This window comes from Succinivibrio dextrinosolvens, from assembly GCF_900116345.1.
GTDB classification, from domain to species: Bacteria; Pseudomonadota; Gammaproteobacteria; order Enterobacterales; family Succinivibrionaceae; genus Succinivibrio; species Succinivibrio dextrinosolvens_B.
Window position 1 is genome coordinate 1 of record NZ_FPAH01000013.1, and the last position, 21,457, is coordinate 21,457.

The following is a 21,457-nucleotide window of genomic DNA, read 5'->3' on the forward strand; positions in this document are numbered from 1 at the left end:
CAAACCATAAACTTGCCAGAGCCATCAGTGATGTTGGATTCTACAATATCAAGAAGAATCTTAAATATAAGATGGAGTTCAAACACAGAAAACTCCAGGAAGTGGATAGATTTTATGCAAGCTCTAAGATCTGCAGTAAGTGTGGGTCACTGAAAAAAGATTTAACGCTCAGAGACAGAGTCTATGAATGTCCTGAATGTGGATTGACAATAGATCGCGATCTGAACGCAGCGATTAATCTTAGACAAAAGATAAAAAAAGTAGGGGAAGCTATCTCCGAACTTAAGCCTGCGGAGCTGACGGCTCTGTTATCTGATTTAGCAATAAATGGGATAGCAACCAGCAGTGTTGAAGCAGGAATTAGGTAGAAAACCTATAAATTTATAGCTTTTTATATATTTTTATAGGTTTTTATAGATCCTAAGTAGCGGGCTTTTGTGAGATTGAAAATTGATTCAGAATGACCGAATTTAAGAAACAAAAAAGCCTCAAACATTTCTGTTTGAGGCGACTCTTCAATAAGTGATAGTAGAACCTACTCTTTAATTAGAGAGGTTAAAAAGCCTTCATCTACAGGGATTTCCTTACCTGTAATATCATTTGATTTCTCTGAGGCTAGGAATAGGGCAACATCGGCAATATCCTCTGCAAGAGAGGTCTTATCAGACAGATTCAGTGGATCGGTATCCATAGCCTTTTCCTTTGACATTGGAAGGTCGATATCTGCGTTTACAATAGTATTGGCCTGAATGTTGTATTTACCCCATTCAACAGCAATACTTCTGCTTAGCATAACCAGACCGCCTTTAGCTGCAACATAAGCTGCAATTCCTGGTTTGACGTTATCTGAGATTAAGGATGCAACATTGATAATCTTGCCTGCACCTGCTTCCTTCATGCCTTCAAAGCATTTCTGTGAGAGCAGGAATGCTCCGGTGAGGTTGGTCTTGATGTTCTTGGTCCAGTCTTCAAGCTCGAGCTTCTCTAAAGGTTTTTCGATTGCAAGATCAGTTGCATTCACCAGAATATCTACTACCAGATCGGCAGCTTCAATATGACCGAAAACCTCTTCAATTGATGTTTTTGAGGTAATATCACAAGGCATGGCAATTGCTTTGCCTTCGTCGTTAGGATCAAGTTCCTGAGCAATAAGAGCGATTCTATCTGCATCTCTTGATATCAAATATACAATAGCGCCTTCTTCTACGAATTTTTTGGCAATTGCTTTACCAATAGGTCTGCTTGCGCCGGTTACAATTGCACATTTGCCGGATAAAATCATATTCCCTCCAAAAGCACTAAGGCTGTTTCTTTTATGGTGTCTATTTCTGATTTTATAATAAATTTCAAAAGTAACTTCGATCACTGTCAAAATTCGTGAAGACTAACTCTTTGTAGTAGCGAATAAAATTTAAAAAAAAGAGGTGTAGCACATTATAGTAACCTTGCATTTTTACAGTTTAAAAATTGAAGATAGCGAATTGAATGCTCTCTTTAAACGAAATATTAGAGTTAAGTTTTGTGCCTGTATCAAAGCAAAGATATAAAGAAACCGCGAAAGAAAGGAGAGAAAGAAATGAAATGGTAATTAAAGATAGGACTAAAAAGGCCGGCAAATAAAGCCAGCCTTCTTATATTTAAGAGTTTATGTAGCTATTACATTACACCCTGAGCAATCATTGCATCAGCAACCTTACGGAAGCCTGCGATGTTAGCACCTAGAACAAGGTTGCCCTCAACACCGAACTCACGAGCGGTGTCAGCTGCATTCTTGTACAGGTTGGTCATAATGTTGTGAAGCTTTGAGTCAACCTCTTCGAAGGTCCATGAGGTCATGCCTGCGTTCTGCTCCATCTCTAACTGAGAAGTAGCAACACCACCAGCATTAGCTGCCTTAGCAGGACCGTAAGCAATCTTAGCGTCTAAGAACTGCTTGATAGCGCCTAGGGTTGAAGGCATGTTTGCACCTTCAGCTACAACCTTACAGCCGTTCTGTAACAGGGTCTTAGCATCTTCCTCGTTTAACTCGTTCTGAGTTGCACATGGGAATGCGCAGTCTACTGGATAGCACCATACCTGATGTTTGCCTGCTGGGTACTGCTCAACTGGAGTGTACTGTGCAGTCTTTACTAACTCTGCATAGCGGGTCAGACGAGCACGCTCAACTTCCTTAACCTGCTTTAATACTGCTACGTCGATACCGTTTGGATCATAGATGGTACCGGTTGAGTCAGAAACGGTAACTGGGGTAGCACCTAACTGATATAGCTTCTCACAGCAGTAGATTGCAACGTTACCTGAACCTGAAACAGCGCACTTCTTGCCCTTTAGAGAGTCTGCACGATCTTTTAACATTGCGTCGGTGAAGTAAACAACACCATAACCGGTAGCTTCAGTTCTAGCTAAAGAACCGCCGTAGTTCAGACCTTTACCGGTCAGAACACCTTCGTACTTGGTGGTTAAGCGCTTGTAAGCACCGTACATGTAGCCGATCTCACGACCACCGGTACCGATATCACCTGCTGGAACGTCAACTAAAGCGCCGATGTAGCGGTGTAACTGAATCATGAAAGCCTGGCAGAAACGCATGATTTCGGTCTCTGACTTGCCCTTAGGATCGAAGTCTGAACCACCCTTTGCGCCACCGATAGGGGTACCGGTTAGAGAATTCTTTAGAATCTGCTCAAGACCTAAGAACTTTAATACGCCCTCGTTTACAGTTGGGTGTAATCTGATACCGCCCTTGTATGGACCGATAGCTGAATTGAACTGTACACGGTAGCCCTTGTTAACCTGAACCTGGCCCTTGTCATCAACCCATTCAACTCTGAAGCTGATAGTTCTCTCTGGCTCAACCATACGCTCAAGAATCTTGTACTTCTCGTATTTTGGCTCTTTTTCTACAACTGGCTGTAGAGTGGTTAGAATTTCTTCAGCAGCCTGTAGGAACTCTGGCTGATAAGGATACTTTGCTTTTAATGAGTCTAAAACTCGCTGGGTATATGATGACATTGATGTCTCCTTGATTATTGTGTGTTTAATCATTTTTCGATTTAGTATGAATTTACAAGAGACATTTTTGTGATGCAATAAAAACTGCTATATTCACTGATATAGTGCATGTAAGCGTATTTTTAGTGCAGAATGGTTAAAAATGGCGTTTTTATAGAAATAACATTTAAATATCAGTGTGTTAAGTATATTAGACAGTGTTGTTTTATTGTGCAGAAATGTAAATTAGGGCTGATTTTGAGGTATTTATATAGAAAAAACTTGCTTAAATCTAACCTTGATACTTCTTATTTTTAAGAAAAAAACGCCCTGAGCTGTATTTGTTCAGAGCGTTTCCATCTAATTATGAACAACTGGAGTGCTAGTTTGACAGGCCTTTATCTGACCTAAGTTACAGGCGGATTTATAGAGTTCCTGAGCCTGCTCTATATCTTTTTTCACTCCTATACCTTTTTCTGTAGCCTCTGCTATATATAGGCATCCTTCCGCATCTTTAAGGTTACAGGCTATCTTGTAGTATGATGCTGCAAGTTCATCATCAACTTCATTTCCTTTTCCTTCCTCATACATAAGTCCTAATGCGGTGCAGCCTGTAGCAACAGCGAGTTCACAGGCTTTATGATAGGAATCAAGAGCTTTAGCATAATCATGGCGTAACCCTTCATGATCCTCAGCGCGCAGCTCTCCAGCATTAAAACAGCCTAAGCCGTTCTTGTTGTTGCAGGCCAGATCAAAATATTTAACGGCTCTTTTGAGATCAGCCTCGACGGATTCTCCTTCAGTGTAAAGTGTACCGAGATACATACATGATTCTGCATTTCCAAAGGAACAGCCCTTTGAGTAGAATTCAGGTGCCTTAGAGCGGTACTGCTCGAATTCAAAGCTCTCATCATACAGCTGAGCAAGATGCAGGCATCCTTCACCGTACTGAAGTTCACAGGACTTGATATAGAATTCGTTGGCTTTACGTAAACTCTTTCTTGTTCCTTTACCGTTCATGTAAAGATTGCCTAATGCAGAGCAACCCTCTCCACTGTTATGAGCACATGCCTCCTTGTATACAGAGATAGCATTCTGGTAATCTCCAGTAGCGACGTATTTCTTTCCTACCAGATTACAGTAGGAAACATCTCCATTTTCACAAAGCTTGCTCCATCTGTCATTTTCCTCATTAGCACTGACAGCAAAGGAAAAACAGCTGCCTACAAGAATGGCAAGAAGGAAGTTTTGAATACGATTGTTTTTTAACATAAAGCCTCTTTGCTGTAGTTCTCAGCGTTATTTAAATCTTACTTTTTTAATCAATAAGTTGTAATTAATTCACAGGAACAGATCTATTCTTTAAGTTTAGGTTTCTGTTTTCTTTATTAATGTGACCGGTGAGAAGTTGTTGATACGAATAGTAGCGATTTTTTGAAGTTGTGGTACAACTCAAGAATAGAGTTCTAATGATTGGAAAGGTCGAGTTATGTTAGGAGAGGATTTTCTTGCTTAAGAATGTGTTTGTGGGTGGAGGCGAAATTATAAGGTCCAGCAACAGCTGGACCTATTAGAAATTACTTTAATGGTGGAATTCTCAGCTTCTGACCTGGGTAGATCTTGTCAGGGTGCTTTAACATAGGAGTGTTTGCTTCAAAGATTACATTATACTGAGCGCCTTTACCTTTACCGTAGCACTCTTCTGCAATCTTCCATAGAGTATCGCCTTTTTTAACTTCATAGAACTTGGATTCCTCTCCTGCAGAGGCAACCTTAACGCCATCAGTCTTAACACCGGCAATACCTAACTTGTTGCCAACTTCAAGCACAGCCTTTTCAAGTGTTTCCTGATCTTTAGCGGTGCCTTTTAGGACAACGTTATCGCCGTCGAGCTCTACGGTTAAATCTTTGGTATCAAGACCTAAAGCATCCAGATCTTTTTTCAGATCAGCGGCATTGATTTCTGCAGCAGTAGCAAGACCTAGGATCTTTTCTCCAACATCTTTAATAAAAGAGAAGAAACTCATTTATAACACTCCTTAGTTTTAAATATATTTATGCGCTATATCTAATTAAAACGTTAATTATCAAGCGATTACAGCTATAGTTGTAAAACTTCAGCTGCACATTCTTGTATAACATAAAATACATATGGTTACACTTAGGAGAGAATATCTGATCACAAAATTCGTGGCTTTTTTAAGAAAAAGCTATCGGTGGTCGCATTTTTAAAGTAATTTGTCTGTTCTGAAGTCAACGTTGAATGTAAAGAAAAAGAAGACAAAAAAGAAGATGGAGTTATTTTAATCTCAATTTGGAGGGCCAGAGAGAAAAAATACCTCGTAAATAACGAGGCATTTTCTGAATTCAGTGATGAATTATAAGCTGTAGTAAAGCTCAAACTCTGCAGGATGTGGAGTTGAACGTACTCTGGTATCCTCAGCTGCCTTAAGCTCGATATAAGCGTTGATCATATCCTCTGAGAATACGCCACCTTCTAATAGATACTCGTGATCGTTCTTAAGAGCCTTAAGAGCCTCATCTAATGAACCACAAACCTGAGGAATATTTGCTGCCTCCTCTGGAGGTAGATCGTACAGGTTCTTATCCATTGGCTCACCTGGGTTAATCTTATTCTTGATACCGTCAAGACCTGCCATCAGCATTGCAGCGAATGCCAGGTATGGGTTTGCACAGCAATCTGGGAAACGAACCTCAATATGAGCTGTCTTAGGATTTAAAGCATATGGAATTCTGATTGAAGCAGAACGGTTAGCTGCTGAGTAAGCCAGCATTAGAGGAGCCTCAAAGCCAGGAACCAGACGCTTGTATGAATTGGTTGCAGGGTTGGTGAATGCATTTAGTGACTTGGCGTGCTTGATAATACCACCGATGTACCATAATGCTTCCTGTGACAGACCACCGTACAGGTTGCCTGCGAAGATGTTGTTGCCATTCTTGTAGATTGACTGGTGGCAGTGCATGCCTGAACCATTGTCACCAAAGATTGGCTTTGGCATGAAGGTAGCGGTCTTGCCGTACTGATGAGCAACGTTCTGTACTACATACTTGTAGATCTGAACCTCATCAGCCTTCTTGGTTAATGAATTAAATTCGGTAGCGATTTCGTTCTGACCTGCAGTAGCAACCTCGTGATGATGAGCCTCAATAACCAGACCCATCTGCTGCATAACCTTACACATTGCAGAACGGATATCCTGTGATGAATCTACAGGAGGAACTGGGAAGTAACCGCCTTTAACGCCTGGACGATAACCTTTGTTTCCACCCTCGTATTCGGTAGCACTGTTCCATGCAGCCTCAATATCATCAATAGCTACGAATGAGCCTGAAATATCTGACTTGAAACGAACATCATCGAACAGGAAGAACTCTGGTTCTGGACCAAAGTATGAAACATCACCGATACCGGTTGACTTTAAGTACTCTTCAGCTCTCTTTGCAACTGAACGAGGATCACGGCTGTAGCCGGTCAGAGTCTCGGTTTCAAGGATGTCACAGCGAACGATGATGGTAGGATCAGCGTAGAATGGATCTAACTGAACAGTGTTGATATCAGGCATCAGAATCATGTCTGACTTATCAATACCACACCAGCCTTCGATTGAAGAGCCATCAAACATCTTTCCCTGATCGAAGAACTTCTCGTTGATGCAGGAAATTGGAAGAGTGATGTGCTGTTCTTTACCTTTTGTATCGGTAAATCTTAGATCAGCAAAAACAACATCATTTTCTTTGATGAGATTGCTTACTGCGTTGAAATCCATTTAGGTGCTCCTAATTATTAAATAAAAAACCAGCTCCATTTTTTTATGGCAGTGATTTTCGTCAAATACTTCTTTTAAGTCAAAGGTTATTTTTGAGGCTTAAAAAAACAAGGCTAGATTGTACTATATGGGGGAGTATGGGGCAAATTATCTGCACTTTTGAGAGGAAGATTTTTTCAAAAAAATCATTTAATTATCATGGTGTTAATGATGAGATTTTGCTCTATATGTATGACTTGCAAGACAATTACTTGAAAAATAGCGGTTTTAGCGTGTTTAAAAAAATATAGAAAATAAATGCGATTGCACTTTTATGGAGCAAAAGACAAAAGAACATCAGCTGAAATAATCAGCTGATGGTAAGAGGTGAATTAGTTAAGCTCTAAAGCGTAGACTTCTTCGTTGATGAAGAAATCTCCCATATCCAGACCGGTATCTCTTACTTTCTGCATTCCCTTCTTCTTGTAGAAATCAAGTCCAGGATTGTGTGAGTTGATAATAAGTTCAATGGTGCAAGGTAAGATCTTAGAGCGGACATATTCCTTTACCTTGGTAAAGAGCGCGGTTCCGATTCCCTTGCCGATGAAATGCTCGTTTACATAAATTTTCTGCATCAAAAACAGGTTTGGCCCCTGCTGGATTACAGATACAACTCCAAGATCTTCTCCATTGAAGTTGGCAATGAAGTAATCTGTGCCTGCACCTATGGCATCTGATAGTGCCTGCTGGGAGTAAAGCTTATCCAGCATGAAATCAATCTGTGCAGTGGTAAGAACACCTTTGAATGAAGATGGTACAAGCTCTGATGCAAGCTTCTGCAGAACACCAACATCTTCACTAGTTGCTTTTCTGACTGTAATCATAGAAACCTCAGATTTTAGTAAATCTTACTTGTTGATCTATAAAACATTTTAAAATAGTAGGATTATTTTTCCATTATAATTGAATGAATTATGTGATAAGGTTCACCAAAGTTGCTATGTTAATGCGCTTTTATATGCCATTTTTTAACGAAATTAGGAACTTTTGGTGCGTTGTCTGAAATTCTGAAAAGCAGTCTTTGAATGGTTGATAGGGGATATAGAAAATAATCAGCACGCAAAACTCTTTCTTTTATGAAAGAGGAAAGCGTGCCGAAAACTATATTGTTTTTGAATCTAAGTTCGCTAGTTGTTCATACTATAGCATCAGACGATAGATGTTTTTGGCATCCTGCTCATTGATTTGCACAAATCCACCGATGGTTCCATTTCGTCCATTACCGTAGCAGGCATTGTGTGCTAATGTATCGATATCTTCCTCTTCAGCTCCAAGTTCAGCAAAATTACTTGGCATACCAATGCTAGTTAAGAATTGTCTGAATGCCTTGATACCTGCTTTTGCGGTATTAAGAGGACAGTCATAATCCATTTCGCAGTTCCAGACTCTTACGGCAATTTTTGCAAAACGCATTACGTCATGTTCAATATTGTAAGTGAAAACTGCAGGCATAACTACAGCAAGTCCTGCACCATGAGCGCAGTCATAAATAGCAGATAATTCATGCTCAAGATCATGACTCGTCCAGTCCTGTGATCTGCCCACGCCACAGGAATTGTTATGAGCCATCATACCTGCCCACATGATATTGGCACGTGCTTCATAATCATTCTGATAGGCAATTGCCTTAGGGCCTTCTGATTTCATGGCTAAAAGCAGTGCTTCAATCATGCGATCGGTTGTTTCAACATTAGCAGTGTTGGTTAGATATCGCTCATAAAGATGTGCCATGATATCGGTGATTCCACAGGCTGTCTGATAATTTGACAGTGTCATGGTCAAAGCTGGATTTAATATTGAAAATACAGGACGCATTCCTTCAGCGGTGGCACCGCGTTTGTACATACCATCAAGTTTGGTGATAACAGAGTCAGGAGAACCTTCACTGCCTGCTGCAGAGATGGTTAAAACAGTACCAACAGGTAAAGCCTTTTCAACTAGCTTTCCTTCGTAGAAATCCCAGAAATCTCCTTCATATACAGCACCAACGGCAATAGCTTTGGCAGAATCGATAACACTGCCGCCACCAACAGCAAGTACAAAATTTATTTTTTCCTTACGGCAGATATCGATTCCTTCATATACAAGATCATCTGTAGGATTAGGTCTTACTCCTCCTAATTTGACATAGTCAATATTCTCTTTTTTTAGAGATTCTTCAACTCTCTCCAGAAGACCTGTTTTAACGGCACTTTTAGACCCGTAGTGAAGAAGAACCTTACTTCCTTTGAATCTCTTTACATAATGACCGGCTTGGTTCTCACTATCTTTGCCAAATACAAAATAGGTTGGTGAATAAAATGTAAAGTTTTCCATAACCGCTCCAGCTAATAAATAATAAAACAGTATAATTTTACCTAAATACTGAAATTTGACTTTGAATGGAATCTAAAAATTTTACAAGAATCATTTTTTGTGTTTAAGGGAGTGAATTCTGATAAGGGGGAATTGAATACTGTTCTGTGACTAAAGAGAGATTATTTATCTATTAAATAAAAAAAATCCGAAGCTTTAAATTTAGAGCTTCGGATCCTTTCAAATTACGTTAAGAAGTAATTACTTCTTGTACTTCTGATTTACCATCTCATGCAGTTCCTGAAGAGAATGTACAGTTGCATACTCATCAGCACTGATTGCCTCAACAGAAGCAATAGCCGCATTCAAGGTTGTGGTATAGCAGATATCGTAACGCAGACAACTGCGACGCAGAGAACGTGAATCCTCAACAGACTGACGTCCTTCAGTTGAGTTGATAACCCAGTTGTACTTACCTGATTTAATGAAGTCCAGAAGATTTGGTCTTGCTTCATAAACCTTGTGTACATGAGTACATTCAATTCCTGCATCTCTTAGAGTCTGACAGGTACCCTGAGTTGCTTCAAGCTTGAAGCCTGCCTCAATCAGCTTGCGACCAAACTCAGGCAGTCTGTTCTGATCTGACTTCTTGATTGACAGCAGCACAGTACCTGATCTCTGGATTGGAGATTTAGCTGCCAGCTGTGACTTAGCAAAAGCCTCTGGGAAGGTTGTTGCTGTACCCATGGTTTCACCGGTTGATCTCATTTCAGGTCCTAATAGAGGATCTGAACCTGGGAACTTGGCAAATGGCAGTACAACCTCCTTAACTGAGTAGTAAGGAGGTACAACCTCGTGAGTGATACCCTGTTCAGCAAGAGTCTTACCTGTCATTACACGGGCAGCGATCTTAGCCAGTGGTAGACCTGTTGCCTTGGATACGAATGGAACAGTACGTGCGGCACGTGGGTTAACTTCGATGAGGTAAATCTTGTCTTCACGGATAGCCAGCTGTACATTCATCAGCCCTTTAACATTTAATGCTAAAGCCAGATCTTTAGAGATCTTGGTGAGTCTGTCGATCATATCCTGCTTTAAGTGATATGGAGGGAGTACACATGAAGCGTCACCTGAGTGAACACCACACTCTTCAACGTGCTCCATGATACCGCCGATAACAACATCCTTGCCGTCTGCTACTGCATCAACGTCGATTTCAGTTGCGTGATCAAGGAACTTATCCAAAAGTACTGGAGACTTGTTGGAAACCTTAACAGCCTCAGCGAAGTAGGTACGCAGATCATCTTCACCGTATACAACTTCCATTGCACGACCACCTAATACGTAGGATGGACGAACAACCAGAGGATAGCCGATTTCGCTGGCTACGGTAATTGCCTGGTTCAGAGATGTTGCAGTGCCGTTCTTTGGCTGCAGCAGCTGTAACTTGTTAACAACTTCCTGGAACAGTTTACGATCTTCTGCGCGGTCGATATCGGTAGGGGAAGTACCGATGATAGGCACACCTTCAGCCTCAAGCTTCTTTGCTAGCTTTAAAGGAGTCTGACCTCCGAACTGAACAATCACACCAACAGGCTTCTCGATACGTGCAATTTCAAGTACGTCTTCAAGAGTTACAGGCTCAAAGTACAGTCTGTCTGAAATATCGTAGTCGGTTGAAACAGTCTCAGGGTTGCAGTTAACCATGATTGATTCGTAGCCGTCCTCACGAAGTGCCATTGAGGCGTGAACACAGCAGTAGTCAAATTCGATACCCTGACCGATTCGGTTAGGACCGCCACCTAGAACGATAACCTTCTTCTTGTCAGATGGGCGTGCCTCGCACTCCTGCTCATAGGTTGAATACATATAAGCTGTTGAGGTAGCAAATTCAGCAGCACAGGTATCAACTCTCTTGTATGTTGGGTAAACCTCAAAGAGCCATCTGCGAGCGCGAACCTTATCCTCAGTAGTTTTCAGAAGTTTTGCAAGTCTTGCATCTGAGAATCCACGTGACTTGAGGTCCTTCATCTCATCTGCATCAATTGACTTTAAGGTTCTGCCACCTAAAGACTGCTCGATATCAATGATTTCCTTAATCTGACACAGGAACCATGGATCGATCTGAGTGTATTCAAATACTTCCTCAACAGTCATGCCTAAACGGAAAGCATCGCCGATGTACCATATACGGTGAGCACCTGCAGTCTCAAGTTCGTGCAGAAGTTTTAATCTTGCATCAGGCTTCTTCATATCAAGACGTGGGTCGAAACCACTCTTGCCTGTCTCAAGTCCGCGTAGAGCCTTCTGCAGAGATTCCTCGAAGGTACGGCCGATAGCCATAACCTCACCAACAGACTTCATCTGAGTGGTCAGGCGATCATCTGAATTAGGGAATTTTTCAAAGTTGAAACGAGGGATCTTGGTAACAACATAGTCAAGGCTAGGCTCGAAGGATGCTGGCGTCTTGTCGCCGGTGATGTCGTTTCCAAGCTCATCTAAGGTATAACCTACAGCTAGCTTGGCGGCAATCTTGGCGATAGGGAAGCCGGTTGCCTTTGAAGCTAAAGCTGATGAACGGGATACACGTGGGTTCATTTCAATGATAACCATGCGTCCGTTCTTTGGATTGATACCGAACTGAACATTTGAACCGCCAGTCTCAACACCGATTTCACGCAGAACAGCCATAGCAGCGTCACGCATGATCTGGTATTCCTTATCGGTCAGAGTCTGAGCTGGTGCTACGGTGATAGAGTCACCGGTGTGAATACCCATTGGGTCAAGGTTTTCGATAGAGCAGACAATAATGCAGTTATCCTTATGATCACGGACAACCTCCATCTCGTACTCTTTCCAGCCGATGAGTGATTCGTCAATTAAAAGTTCGTGGGTAGGGGATAGTTCTAAGCCTTTGTTACAGATATCCTCGAATTCCTCTGGGTTGTATGCAATACCGCCACCGGTACCGCCCATGGTGAAGGATGGTCTGATAATACAAGGGAAACCAACCTGTTTCTGAACTTCCCATGCTTCCTGCATGCTGTGTGCAATACCGGCACGTGGACATTCAAGTCCGATTGCCTTCATTGCCTTATCGAATCTTTCACGGTTCTCTGCCTTGTCGATGGCATCGGCCTTAGCACCGATCATCTCAACATTGTATTTGGCAAGCACACCGTGCTTTTCAAGATCAAGGGCACAGTTTAAAGCTGTCTGACCGCCCATGGTTGGCAGCACTGCATCAGGACGTTCCTTTTCGATGATGTTCTCTACAACCTTCCAGTGGATAGGTTCAATGTAGGTTACATCAGCAACATCAGGATCGGTCATGATAGTTGCAGGGTTGGAGTTTACAAGGATAACCTTGTAGCCTTCCTCTCTTAGGGCTCTACATGCCTGAGTACCTGAGTAGTCAAACTCACAGGCCTGGCCGATAACAATTGGGCCCGCGCCTAAGATTAAGATTTTTTTTATGTCTGTACGTTTTGGCATCTGTTATCCCCTAAGCTTTTTCTCTGTATTTGCGCATAAGCTCAACGAAATGTTTAAATAAAGCCATTGGATCGTGTGGACCTGGACTTGCTTCAGGATGTCCCTGGAAGCTGAAGGCTGGAGCATCGGTACGCTCTACACCCTGTAAGGTTCCATCGAACAGTGATTTGTGAGTAGCCTTCAGATTGGCTGGAAGAGTTGCCTCATCTACACAGAAACCGTGGTTCTGAGAGGTGATGTAAACTACTCCGCTCTCCAAATCTCTTACTGGATGGTTAGCGCCATGATGACCGCACTTCATCTTGATGGTCTTAGCACCTGAGGCTAAGGACAGAAGTTGATGTCCAAGACAAATGCCGAATAATGGGATCTTATGCTCTAAGAAGGTTCTGATAGCTTCCTGTGCATAAGTACATGGTTCAGGATCTCCTGGTCCGTTGGACAGGAAGATTCCGTCTGGATTCATTTTTATAACTTCACTTGCAGGTGTCATTGCAGGTACAACGGTAACCTTGCAGCCTAGTGAAGCCAGAATTCTTAGGATGTTGTATTTAACGCCGAAATCGTAGGCCACTACGTTGAACTCGGTACGGCTCTTGTTTACATAGCCCTGACCTAGTTCCCAGGTACCCTCGTTCCAGTCGTAAATCTCTTTGGTACTTACAACCTTGGCAAGATCCATTCCCTTGATTCCTGAGAATTCTCTTGCAAGCTTTAGAGCTTTTTCAGCTGTCATTTTAGGATCGGTTGATAAGCATGCATTCTGGGCACCTTTTTCACGAAGGATTCTAGTCAGCATTCTGGTATCAATTCCATAAATTCCTGGCTTTTTATACTTTGCAAGAAAATCGCTCAGATTCATGGTGCTGCGGAAGTTTGAAGCTACCAGAGATAGATCTCTTACAACCAGACCCATTGCAAAAACATCCCGAGATTCGATGTCTTCTTCATTTGTACCGTAATTGCCGATGTGAGGATAAGTAAGAGTGACGATTTGACTAGCGTATGAAGGATCGGTAAGAATTTCCTGATATCCTGTCATGGATGTATTGAATACGACTTCACCAACGGTGGTAGTATTTTCAGCGCCGAACGCTTTACCTTTAAATACAGTTCCGTCAGCGAGAGCCAGAATTGCGGATGCGACCACAAAGACCCCCAAAAAAATGATTGAGAACACCGAGTGACGCTGATCTTTGGTGCATAAATATTTTCACCAGGATCATAGTCTGAAATATTTTAGATGAATCTCATACTTTTTCAAGAAAAAAACATATTTGAACCAATTTGGTTATATCATGTGCTTTTTCTTTGTTTTTTTTCACAATTATTCCAGCTTCCTATAACTGCTATAAGAAAGTTCGATATAATTAAGTTAAAAAAAATACAATAATAAGCGTATCCGGATATCGATTTTCTAAGAATGTTTAAGCGCCAGCATAAGGTAGAGTTGAAGATAAAAAAGAGCACCTTAATACTTGAGTGTGCTCTCGCTCTTGCTGTCGCTGCGGCTGGTGGCTGTTCATCAGATGGGAAGCCGATTAAATCCTCCAATACAGTTCCCAATCCTATAACCATCAGAGTTGACGGCATCAAAAGACAGGATGTAAAGGATAACGTCTACGGCTATTTATCCGCACTGCCTCAGATTGCCAAAGAAAAATCCCGATTATACGGCAAGGAGATTTCCGATAAGATTACTCTTGCGGTCCACTCCTATGGTTACTATCATCCCAGGATAAATCTTGATTATCCTAAAATGGATTCTCCATCAAGAGTCCTTGTTGCTGATGTGGACTTGGGCAAGCCTTTATATATCAGAAATTTCCAGATTGAGGTTCTTGGAGAAGGTGCTTTTTATAAGTCCTTCCAAAATATTATTGAGAAGAGCGGAATCGGTCCTTATACTTTGCTGGATCACGGCAAATACGAGCAGCTTAAAGCCGACCTAAAGGATAATGCCATCTCTTTAGGTTTCTTTGATTCAAAGCTTATCAGCTCAAGAATTCTTGTATATCAGGAGCAGAACGCTGCGGATATTGTCCTAATCTTTGATACCGGCAAGCGTTATAAATTCGGAAGTCTTATTACTGATGAGAAAACCGACTGGTTACTCACTCCATCCAGGTCGCTTATTAACTTTAAGGAGGGGGATTATTTCTCCTCAAAGACTCTGAACAATTTCTCAACCTCGCTGTCTCAGACAAACTATTATCGTTCCGTGGATGTACAGCCTGTTGTGGAAGACCGTAAGGAAGATAAGGTTCCCGTCAAGCTTGGTCTTGAAAGACAGTCTAAGAATCAGTATCGTGTGGGTATAGGTTTTTCAACAGATGAAGGTATCCGTGGCCTTTTAGGCTGGGATAAGCCTCTTATAAGCAGGAAAGGTCATTCCTTCTCATCCTTTATCAGAGCGTCACAGAAAAAGAAGACTGCTCAGGCTATTTATAAGATCCCTTATAAGAATCCTAATCTTGATTATTTCTTTATCAAACTCGCTCAGACAAGAATCGATCTGAACGATACTTTGTCGGATATTTCACATGCCTCCTTTCACTATGTGGCCAACATGGTTGGAACATGGCGTCGCGATTACTATATAGCCACAGAGTATGAAAATTATACCCAGTCTATTGAGAAGGGGCATTCCTTTAATACCATGCTCGGAACTACTCTTTCAATGAGAACCTCAACCGGAGGCCTAGACCCTAGAGCAGGTTACACTATTATTTTTGATAACAAATTCTCTACGAAGGCTCTCTCAGATCTGACATTCTGGAAGAGTGAACTAACTTTCAAAGGTGTATTATCACCTACAGAGAACACAAGATTTTTATATAAATTATATCAGGGCGCAAACTTAGGCTATGATGCCGGTAAGGTCCCACCTTCTATGCGTTATTTCGCTGGTGGAGATCAGACCCTGCGTGGCTTTGGCTATAAGTCACAGTCAACAAGAAATTTTAAAGATGAGCTTACCGGTTCCAAATATATGTCCTGCGCTACTGTCGAGTTTGAATTTCCGATTGGTATCAGCAACAGCAGAGGTGCAGTATTCTTAGATTCTGCTATCGTTACCAATGATTATAGAAAGGATCGTCATCTTCTGTACGGTCCAGGCATCGGTTACCGCTATATAACTCCTTACGGTATTGCCAAGATTGATGTGGCTTATGGAATTGATAATAAACGAGATAAGCACGGCTTAAGATTACACCTGCAGTTTGGCCCAGAATTTTAAATATGAATGTAAGATTAAGAAAAATTTTAAAAATTTCTGCACTGATAACTGCCGTTCTGATGCTGACAGTGGGCTCGGTTTTATATTATGCCCTGTGGACAACATCGGGAATGAAGTATATTGTCTCCAAGGTGAACAGCTCCTTATCAGACATACTTTCCATTACAGCTGATATAGATGAAGGTTCTGTTCTTGGTGGATTTAAAACCGATAGCTACTTTGAGGTCAACGTAAAGGACGTTGTGATTATACGTGCCAACAGCCTTGATCTTAAATATCATGCTCTAGGTTATCTTTCCACTGATATCTTTAAAATTGACCATTTAATAGCCGATAAGCTTGAAGTGGAGCTTACCTACCAGTCTGATGAGGATGACTCTACTGAGGACTCTTCAGAAACTGCTGCTGTAGAACCTGAGGATGAGGAGCCATTCCGTCTTGATTTTCTGGTCAAGATTGCAATCAACTCTTTAAAACTGAAGGACTTTGCTTATCTTTCAGATATTGTTGATGTAAGAGTCCCTAAGGCAGATCTTGTTTTGGAAGCTCATGATGATTTTGCAGGCGTAACCTCAGGTGTCATTGAAAACCCATCCGTACACCTAAAATATACAGGTGATGATACACCAGAGCCTAACAATCTGCCTGAGATTCTTACCTTTGATAATGGTAACGGCGCCATTGAGAAAATTACCGATATCGATCTTCCACTAAACTGCGCATTATACAATCTCAAGATCAAACAGGGCAGATACTATCAGGATGGCTATGATACCGGCCTTGTGGATGCCACAGTAAATGCCTTATGGGAACATACTCTATTAAAGGTGTTTTCCGTTAGAGCCTGTCATGCTCTGGGTGAAGTCAGTGTATCAGGCACTATAGATTTTGTTGATTATTACAACATGGATTTTGTGGTTTCGGGCGTCGGCTACAGCACCAAGTACAATCTTGAGCATTATGAATCCGCCCTATATGGGTTGACTGGTGAAGGTACCATTAAAGGTGATCTGGTTGATCTCAATCTTGATGCGACCATAAATACCCCTAAAAAGGTTGATGTTAAAGCCAGAATTAATACGTTATCCAATGAAGTACCGGTATATCTTGGTGTCAAATCTGACAATATTACTTTCCCGATGGTGGATTCTGAGGAGTTGCAGAAAAAGGCTAAGACCTCTCTTGAGCATGAAACGGTAAAAGATATTGTTTCAAGTATTGAGTCTGTGGAAACCGGTATCTCTTCAAGCATCAGCGAAGAGGATTTAAAACGTAATCTTCTGCGCTTTAAGAATGTTAATCTGACCTTGGAAGGCGCTATCTTCAAAGAGATGCCGCTTAAATTTGATACGGTATTTTCTGGCTATGGCTTTAAGAAGACCAAGCTTAATCTTGATTCTGTTCTGACTTTATCTGATTTTCAAATCAATAATTTTGCTCTCAGCGGTCTGTTAGGTGATCGTGTAGTGAAAGGAAGTGCTGAAGGTCTGTTTTCCTTTGATGAAAAGGTCGGCTTTGACGGTAAAGTCAGCTTCAAGGCTGATGATGCAGGAGATATCTCCGAGTTCCTTAAAGGCGGTCTTGAGATGGACTCTCAGTTCAGGGTATTCTCTGACTCAAAATCCAAAGCCATTGAAGTTGGCGTTGATCATGTTAATGCTAAATTCAATCTTAATTCTCATCCTTCAGAGCTGGTTATCAAAGACTTTATTGGTGTTTCTGATACAGGTTTTCATGTAGACAAATTTGAGTTTAATCAGAAAGAAAACTCTGTTCATCTGAAAGGTAATCTAAGTGATAGTTCGTACCTTGACGGTTCCTTTGAACTTCCGGATTTATCCATGATTATCCCTGGAGCTCAGGGCCGTTTCACGGGACGTCTGGCTATAAACGGAGATGCAAAGTCTCCTCGGATCTCGCTTGCAGGAAAATCAGATCGCTTCTTCATTAATAACATTTTTATGTCAAATTTTGTGTTTGATACCGTAATGGACTTATCCTCAATGCGCATGAATCTGTCTATGATTGCCAATACGGTCGCAGTATCAAAATACATTAAGCCGTACAAAAAATGCTCTCTGGACTTCTCTGGGGATCTTCCTCATCACAGACTTACATTTTCCTGTGGTTCAGGTCGAGGCAGCTACATGTCAGCTGAAGGCTCGTATGATGAGAACAAGAATTCCTATGCAGCAAAGATCATGAATATGTTGGTTGTATCCAATGTGGTTGATCCTCTATCTATCAAAGAACCTGTTGACATTAACTGCAATTTCAATGATAAGAGCGGACGTATTTCTCCTATTACTATCTCGGATGGCTCCTCTACCTTAACTTTATCTGAGATTCTCTTTGCACCTGGTACCCTTAAAACAGTTGTTGATCTGGATAAATTCAATCTTCAGGTGATAAACAAATACCTACCAGAGGAGGTTAAGCTTTCAGGAAAACTCTCTGGCCATTCTGATATCAATATAAAAAACGGAATTCCTAATATAAAAGGAGATATCAAGTCTGAAAACGGCAGACTAATGGCATATTCAAGCTTTATTCCCTATAAGGAGATACATCTTGATTTTGATGCAGACCATCAGAAGTTTATAACCGATCTCAATGTGGAATTAAGACGTGAACTTGGTGCTTTAAGTGTTAGTGCTCAGGTTAATGAGCCTTATTCCTCAAGAAAGCTTTCTGGCAATGTGTTCCTAAAGGATCTGAATCTTGATCTGTTTACAGCCACCACCAAGCAGCTAAATCTTCTTGAGGGTCTTGCCAATATCAAAGGCACTCTTGGCGGTACCCTCAATTCTCCATTATTCTTTGGTGATATAAATGTTAATGGTAGAGCAGATCCTGCACTGAGTATTGGTGAAATCGATAAATTTGATGTCAGTGTTAAGGCTGACGGTTCAAAGGGTAAAGTCAATGGTGTCTTCACTCTGAACGACTCTGATCTAAAGCTCACAGGTGATCTGGAATGGTCTGAGGGGGCCCGAGGTAAGCTGCATTTTGATGCTGATAATCTTCCATTCTTTCTTTTAACCTATGGAGAGGCTGTTGCTAATATTCGTACTCTCTGTGAACTTAATGAGGTTATCAAAGTTACAGGAAAGGTTGATATTCCCCGTGCCACCATCAAATTCAAGTCTCTTGATAATAAGAGTATTGCTCCTTCCAAGGATGAAATCTTTGTTGATTCCAATACTAATCTGCGTGGAATGATGATTGACAAGAAAAAGGCGTCTGCAATCAACAACGACATGGTCATTGATGTACAGATCAATCTTGGTGATAACGTCAGAGTTAATGCCATGGGAATCCGTTCTCAGGTTGTAGGCGGCGTGAACATTACCAAAGCCTCGGATTCAAAGAAGCTCATATCAACGGGAAAGGTCTCATTAGAGCATGCTACCGCAGATATGTATGGTCACAAGTTTATCATCAATCATGCTCATGCAGTATTTAAGGATGATATTACCAACCCGGCTTTAGATATTGAAGTTGTAGCAGATCCCGGAGCCATCGATGATGATGTTCTGGCAGGTGTAAAAGTTACTGGCTATGCTGAAAAGCCGGATATAGCCCTGTTCTCAAGGCCTGCTATGAGTAAGAACGAGATTCTAAGCTATCTTCTATACGGGCATGGTCTTGAACGTAATTCTTCAGGTAACTCTGACACCTCAAGCACACAACTTTTGATGTCCCTAGGACTTGGAACCACTGCTGGTATGCTCAATTCTGTTGTAGGAATCTTCGGTATGGAAGGGTTGCAGTTGGGCTCTTCTGGAAGCGGAGATGAAACACAGGTTGAAGTTCAAACCTACGTGAACAACAGATTGCGTCTTTCATATGGATATGGTATTTATAACTCGGTTAATGAATTTAAGATCAGATACGAACTAATAAGAAAGCTGTACGCTGAATTTGTGGCATCAATCGATCAGTCAGTAGATCTTATCTACAGCTTTGATACTAATTAAAATAGGTAGAACACTTGAAATACGTTTTTACAGAAGCAACCGAAGAAGCTCAGAATGCAGCTGATGCCATTGTTGAGCTTGAATATCAGGATTTACTTCCTGTTATTGAAAGAAAAGATTTCAAAGATACAAGTGAATTTAAACCTCGCTCCTTTGCCAAGCTTCAGTTAAGAGCCAGAAATGCTGTAAAAGAGCTTATCAACAATCCTTACTCCAAGATTCTGATGCTATGTGGCAGTTCAAGAGTAAATACTATTGAGATTGCCCATGAATTGGTTTCTGAACTTGCAGGAGAGGAACCTACCATAGCCTATGCTCCAACCAAATTTGAATTCTTCGGCAATGACAAGGTTGACGGTGTTCTGACCTCTAAAGGCTACGTCATAATGCCTTGTTCTCATCTTTTAGATCATCCTAAATGGCTGAATATGTCAGATGCCTGCATAGCTCAGAATGACGGGTTGAAACTGATTCTATGCGGTGATGCTACCGAATGCGCATCTCTACAGATGATCTGGCCTTCACTTGATAATGTTCTTCGTTCTGATATTGTCATGGAATTTCCTATCGCTGGCGGAGTAGAGCTTATGTCTTCACTCGTGGCAAGCTATGTGTCAAAGTATAGGCTTCAGAACTTTTCTCAGGATGCAATAGAGCTTCTGTGCATCTGGTCCTCAAGACAGTCTGGGGATAGAAGATGGCTTGGTATTCCCGAGATAAGACTGTGCACACTTGTTATTGCTGCTAATCGTTATGCAAAAGGTAATACCGTAGATAACCTTGCGGTATTAAAAGCCATTGCTGCTGAAGATTACCGTATCAACTATTTTGCTGAACTTGAATTAAGAAATCATCGAGACAATCAGATCCTGCTTGCTACCGAGGGTGAGGAAGTTGGGCAGATCAACGGTCTGAGTGTTATTGAGACTGCCGGTACCTCCTATGAATATGGGGAGCCGGTCAGAATCACTGCAACCTTAAGAGCCGGCGGTGAGGGTGATGTTATTGATATTGAGCGCAAGGCAGAACTTGCGGGGCAGATCCATGCCAAGGCCATGATGATTATCAATGGTTTTCTTTCAAATGAATTTGGAGCAGAACAACCTCTGCCCGTATCTGCAAGTTTGGTATTTGAACAGTCCTATAGTGAGATTGATGGCGACTCTGCTTCCTTAACCGGTCTTTGTGCGGTTATTTCAGCCTTATCTGACTTACCTATTCGTCAGGACCTTGCTGTAACCGGTGCTGTTGATCAGTTCGGTGATGTTCAGCCTGTTGGCGGTGTTAATGAAAAGATCGAAGGCTTCTTTAAGATCTGCCGTCTGCATGGTCTTACAGGAACTCAGGGCGTGATTATTCCTGCTTCATGTGTTGATCAGTTAGTATTGAGAAGCTCTGTAATCTCAGCTGTTAAAGAAGGAAAGTTCCATATCTATGTTGTTTCTCATGTAACCGGAGCTGCCAAGCTTCTGCTAAAGACTCCATGGGGCGATAGTTCTATTGAGAATTCTATCTGCTCTAAGATATGTACAAGACTGGATGAGATTGGTAATGGGAAGAATCCTCGTCCATGGTGGAAGTTCTTTTAAAATACTTAAAGAGTCTTCTTTTCTGAAGACTCCTTGAAA

Annotated in this window: 13 protein-coding genes; 4 read left to right on the forward strand and 9 right to left on the reverse strand. The window is 41.5% G+C overall.

Annotation, left to right across the window (positions count from 1 at the left end):
• Positions 1-368 (forward strand): zinc ribbon domain-containing protein (locus BM308_RS05755; protein WP_143098574.1); only part of this gene is annotated, 368 nt, incomplete at its 5' end.
• Between the two features lie 167 nt (positions 369-535).
• Here the strand turns inward: BM308_RS05755 and BM308_RS05760 are convergent.
• From BM308_RS05760 to carA, 9 genes are all read right to left on the reverse strand, one after another.
• Positions 536-1,282, reverse strand: a complete 747-nt coding sequence (locus tag BM308_RS05760; protein ID WP_074943623.1) for an SDR family NAD(P)-dependent oxidoreductase — start codon at positions 1,280-1,282, stop codon at positions 536-538.
• A 374-nt stretch (positions 1,283-1,656) separates the two neighbouring features.
• On the reverse strand, positions 1,657-3,012 hold the full coding sequence (gdhA, locus tag BM308_RS05765) for an NADP-specific glutamate dehydrogenase (RefSeq protein WP_074943625.1): 1,356 nt from the start codon (positions 3,010-3,012) through the stop codon (positions 1,657-1,659).
• A 339-nt stretch (positions 3,013-3,351) separates the two neighbouring features.
• Positions 3,352-4,263: a tetratricopeptide repeat protein gene (locus tag BM308_RS05770; RefSeq protein ID WP_083425470.1), complete on the reverse strand. Its 912-nt coding sequence runs from the start codon at positions 4,261-4,263 to the stop codon at positions 3,352-3,354.
• Positions 4,264-4,568: 305 nt separating this feature from the next.
• Positions 4,569-5,018 carry a peptidoglycan-binding protein LysM gene (gene lysM, locus BM308_RS05775; RefSeq protein WP_074943627.1) on the reverse strand — a complete coding sequence of 150 codons (450 nt, stop codon included), beginning with the start codon at positions 5,016-5,018 and terminating at the stop codon, positions 4,569-4,571.
• A gap of 351 nt (positions 5,019-5,369) precedes the next feature.
• A complete protein-coding gene (glnA, locus tag BM308_RS05780; protein ID WP_074943629.1) occupies positions 5,370-6,779 on the reverse strand; it encodes a glutamate--ammonia ligase in 1,410 nt (469 codons plus the stop codon).
• 371 nt (positions 6,780-7,150) lie between these two features.
• A complete protein-coding gene (locus tag BM308_RS05785; RefSeq protein WP_074943631.1) occupies positions 7,151-7,642 on the reverse strand; it encodes a GNAT family N-acetyltransferase in 492 nt (163 codons plus the stop codon).
• A 316-nt stretch (positions 7,643-7,958) separates the two neighbouring features.
• A complete protein-coding gene (locus tag BM308_RS05790; RefSeq protein ID WP_074943633.1) occupies positions 7,959-9,134 on the reverse strand; it encodes an iron-containing alcohol dehydrogenase in 1,176 nt (391 codons plus the stop codon).
• A gap of 240 nt (positions 9,135-9,374) precedes the next feature.
• Positions 9,375-12,608, reverse strand: coding sequence for a carbamoyl-phosphate synthase large subunit (gene carB, locus BM308_RS05795; RefSeq protein ID WP_074943635.1), 3,234 nt, complete (start codon positions 12,606-12,608; stop codon positions 9,375-9,377).
• Between the two features lie 10 nt (positions 12,609-12,618).
• Positions 12,619-13,758 (reverse strand): glutamine-hydrolyzing carbamoyl-phosphate synthase small subunit, encoded by a 1,140-nt coding sequence (gene carA / locus BM308_RS05800; protein ID WP_074943637.1) that lies wholly within the window; start codon positions 13,756-13,758, stop codon positions 12,619-12,621.
• A 273-nt stretch (positions 13,759-14,031) separates the two neighbouring features.
• On the opposite strand from carA, the gene BM308_RS05805 reads away from it, so the two are divergent.
• From BM308_RS05805 to BM308_RS05815, 3 genes are read left to right on the forward strand one after another with little or no spacing between them, the layout of a single operon-like run.
• Complete coding sequence (locus tag BM308_RS05805) at positions 14,032-15,849, forward strand: autotransporter assembly complex protein TamA (RefSeq protein WP_074943639.1); 1,818 nt, start codon at positions 14,032-14,034, stop codon at positions 15,847-15,849.
• A gap of 2 nt (positions 15,850-15,851) precedes the next feature.
• Positions 15,852-19,829 (forward strand): translocation/assembly module TamB domain-containing protein, encoded by a 3,978-nt coding sequence (locus BM308_RS05810; RefSeq protein ID WP_074943641.1) that lies wholly within the window; start codon positions 15,852-15,854, stop codon positions 19,827-19,829.
• 14 nt (positions 19,830-19,843) lie between these two features.
• Entirely contained in the window at positions 19,844-21,418 is a 1,575-nt protein-coding gene (locus tag BM308_RS05815; RefSeq protein ID WP_074943643.1) for a S16 family serine protease, read from the forward strand.
• Positions 21,419-21,457: the final 39 nt, after the last annotated feature.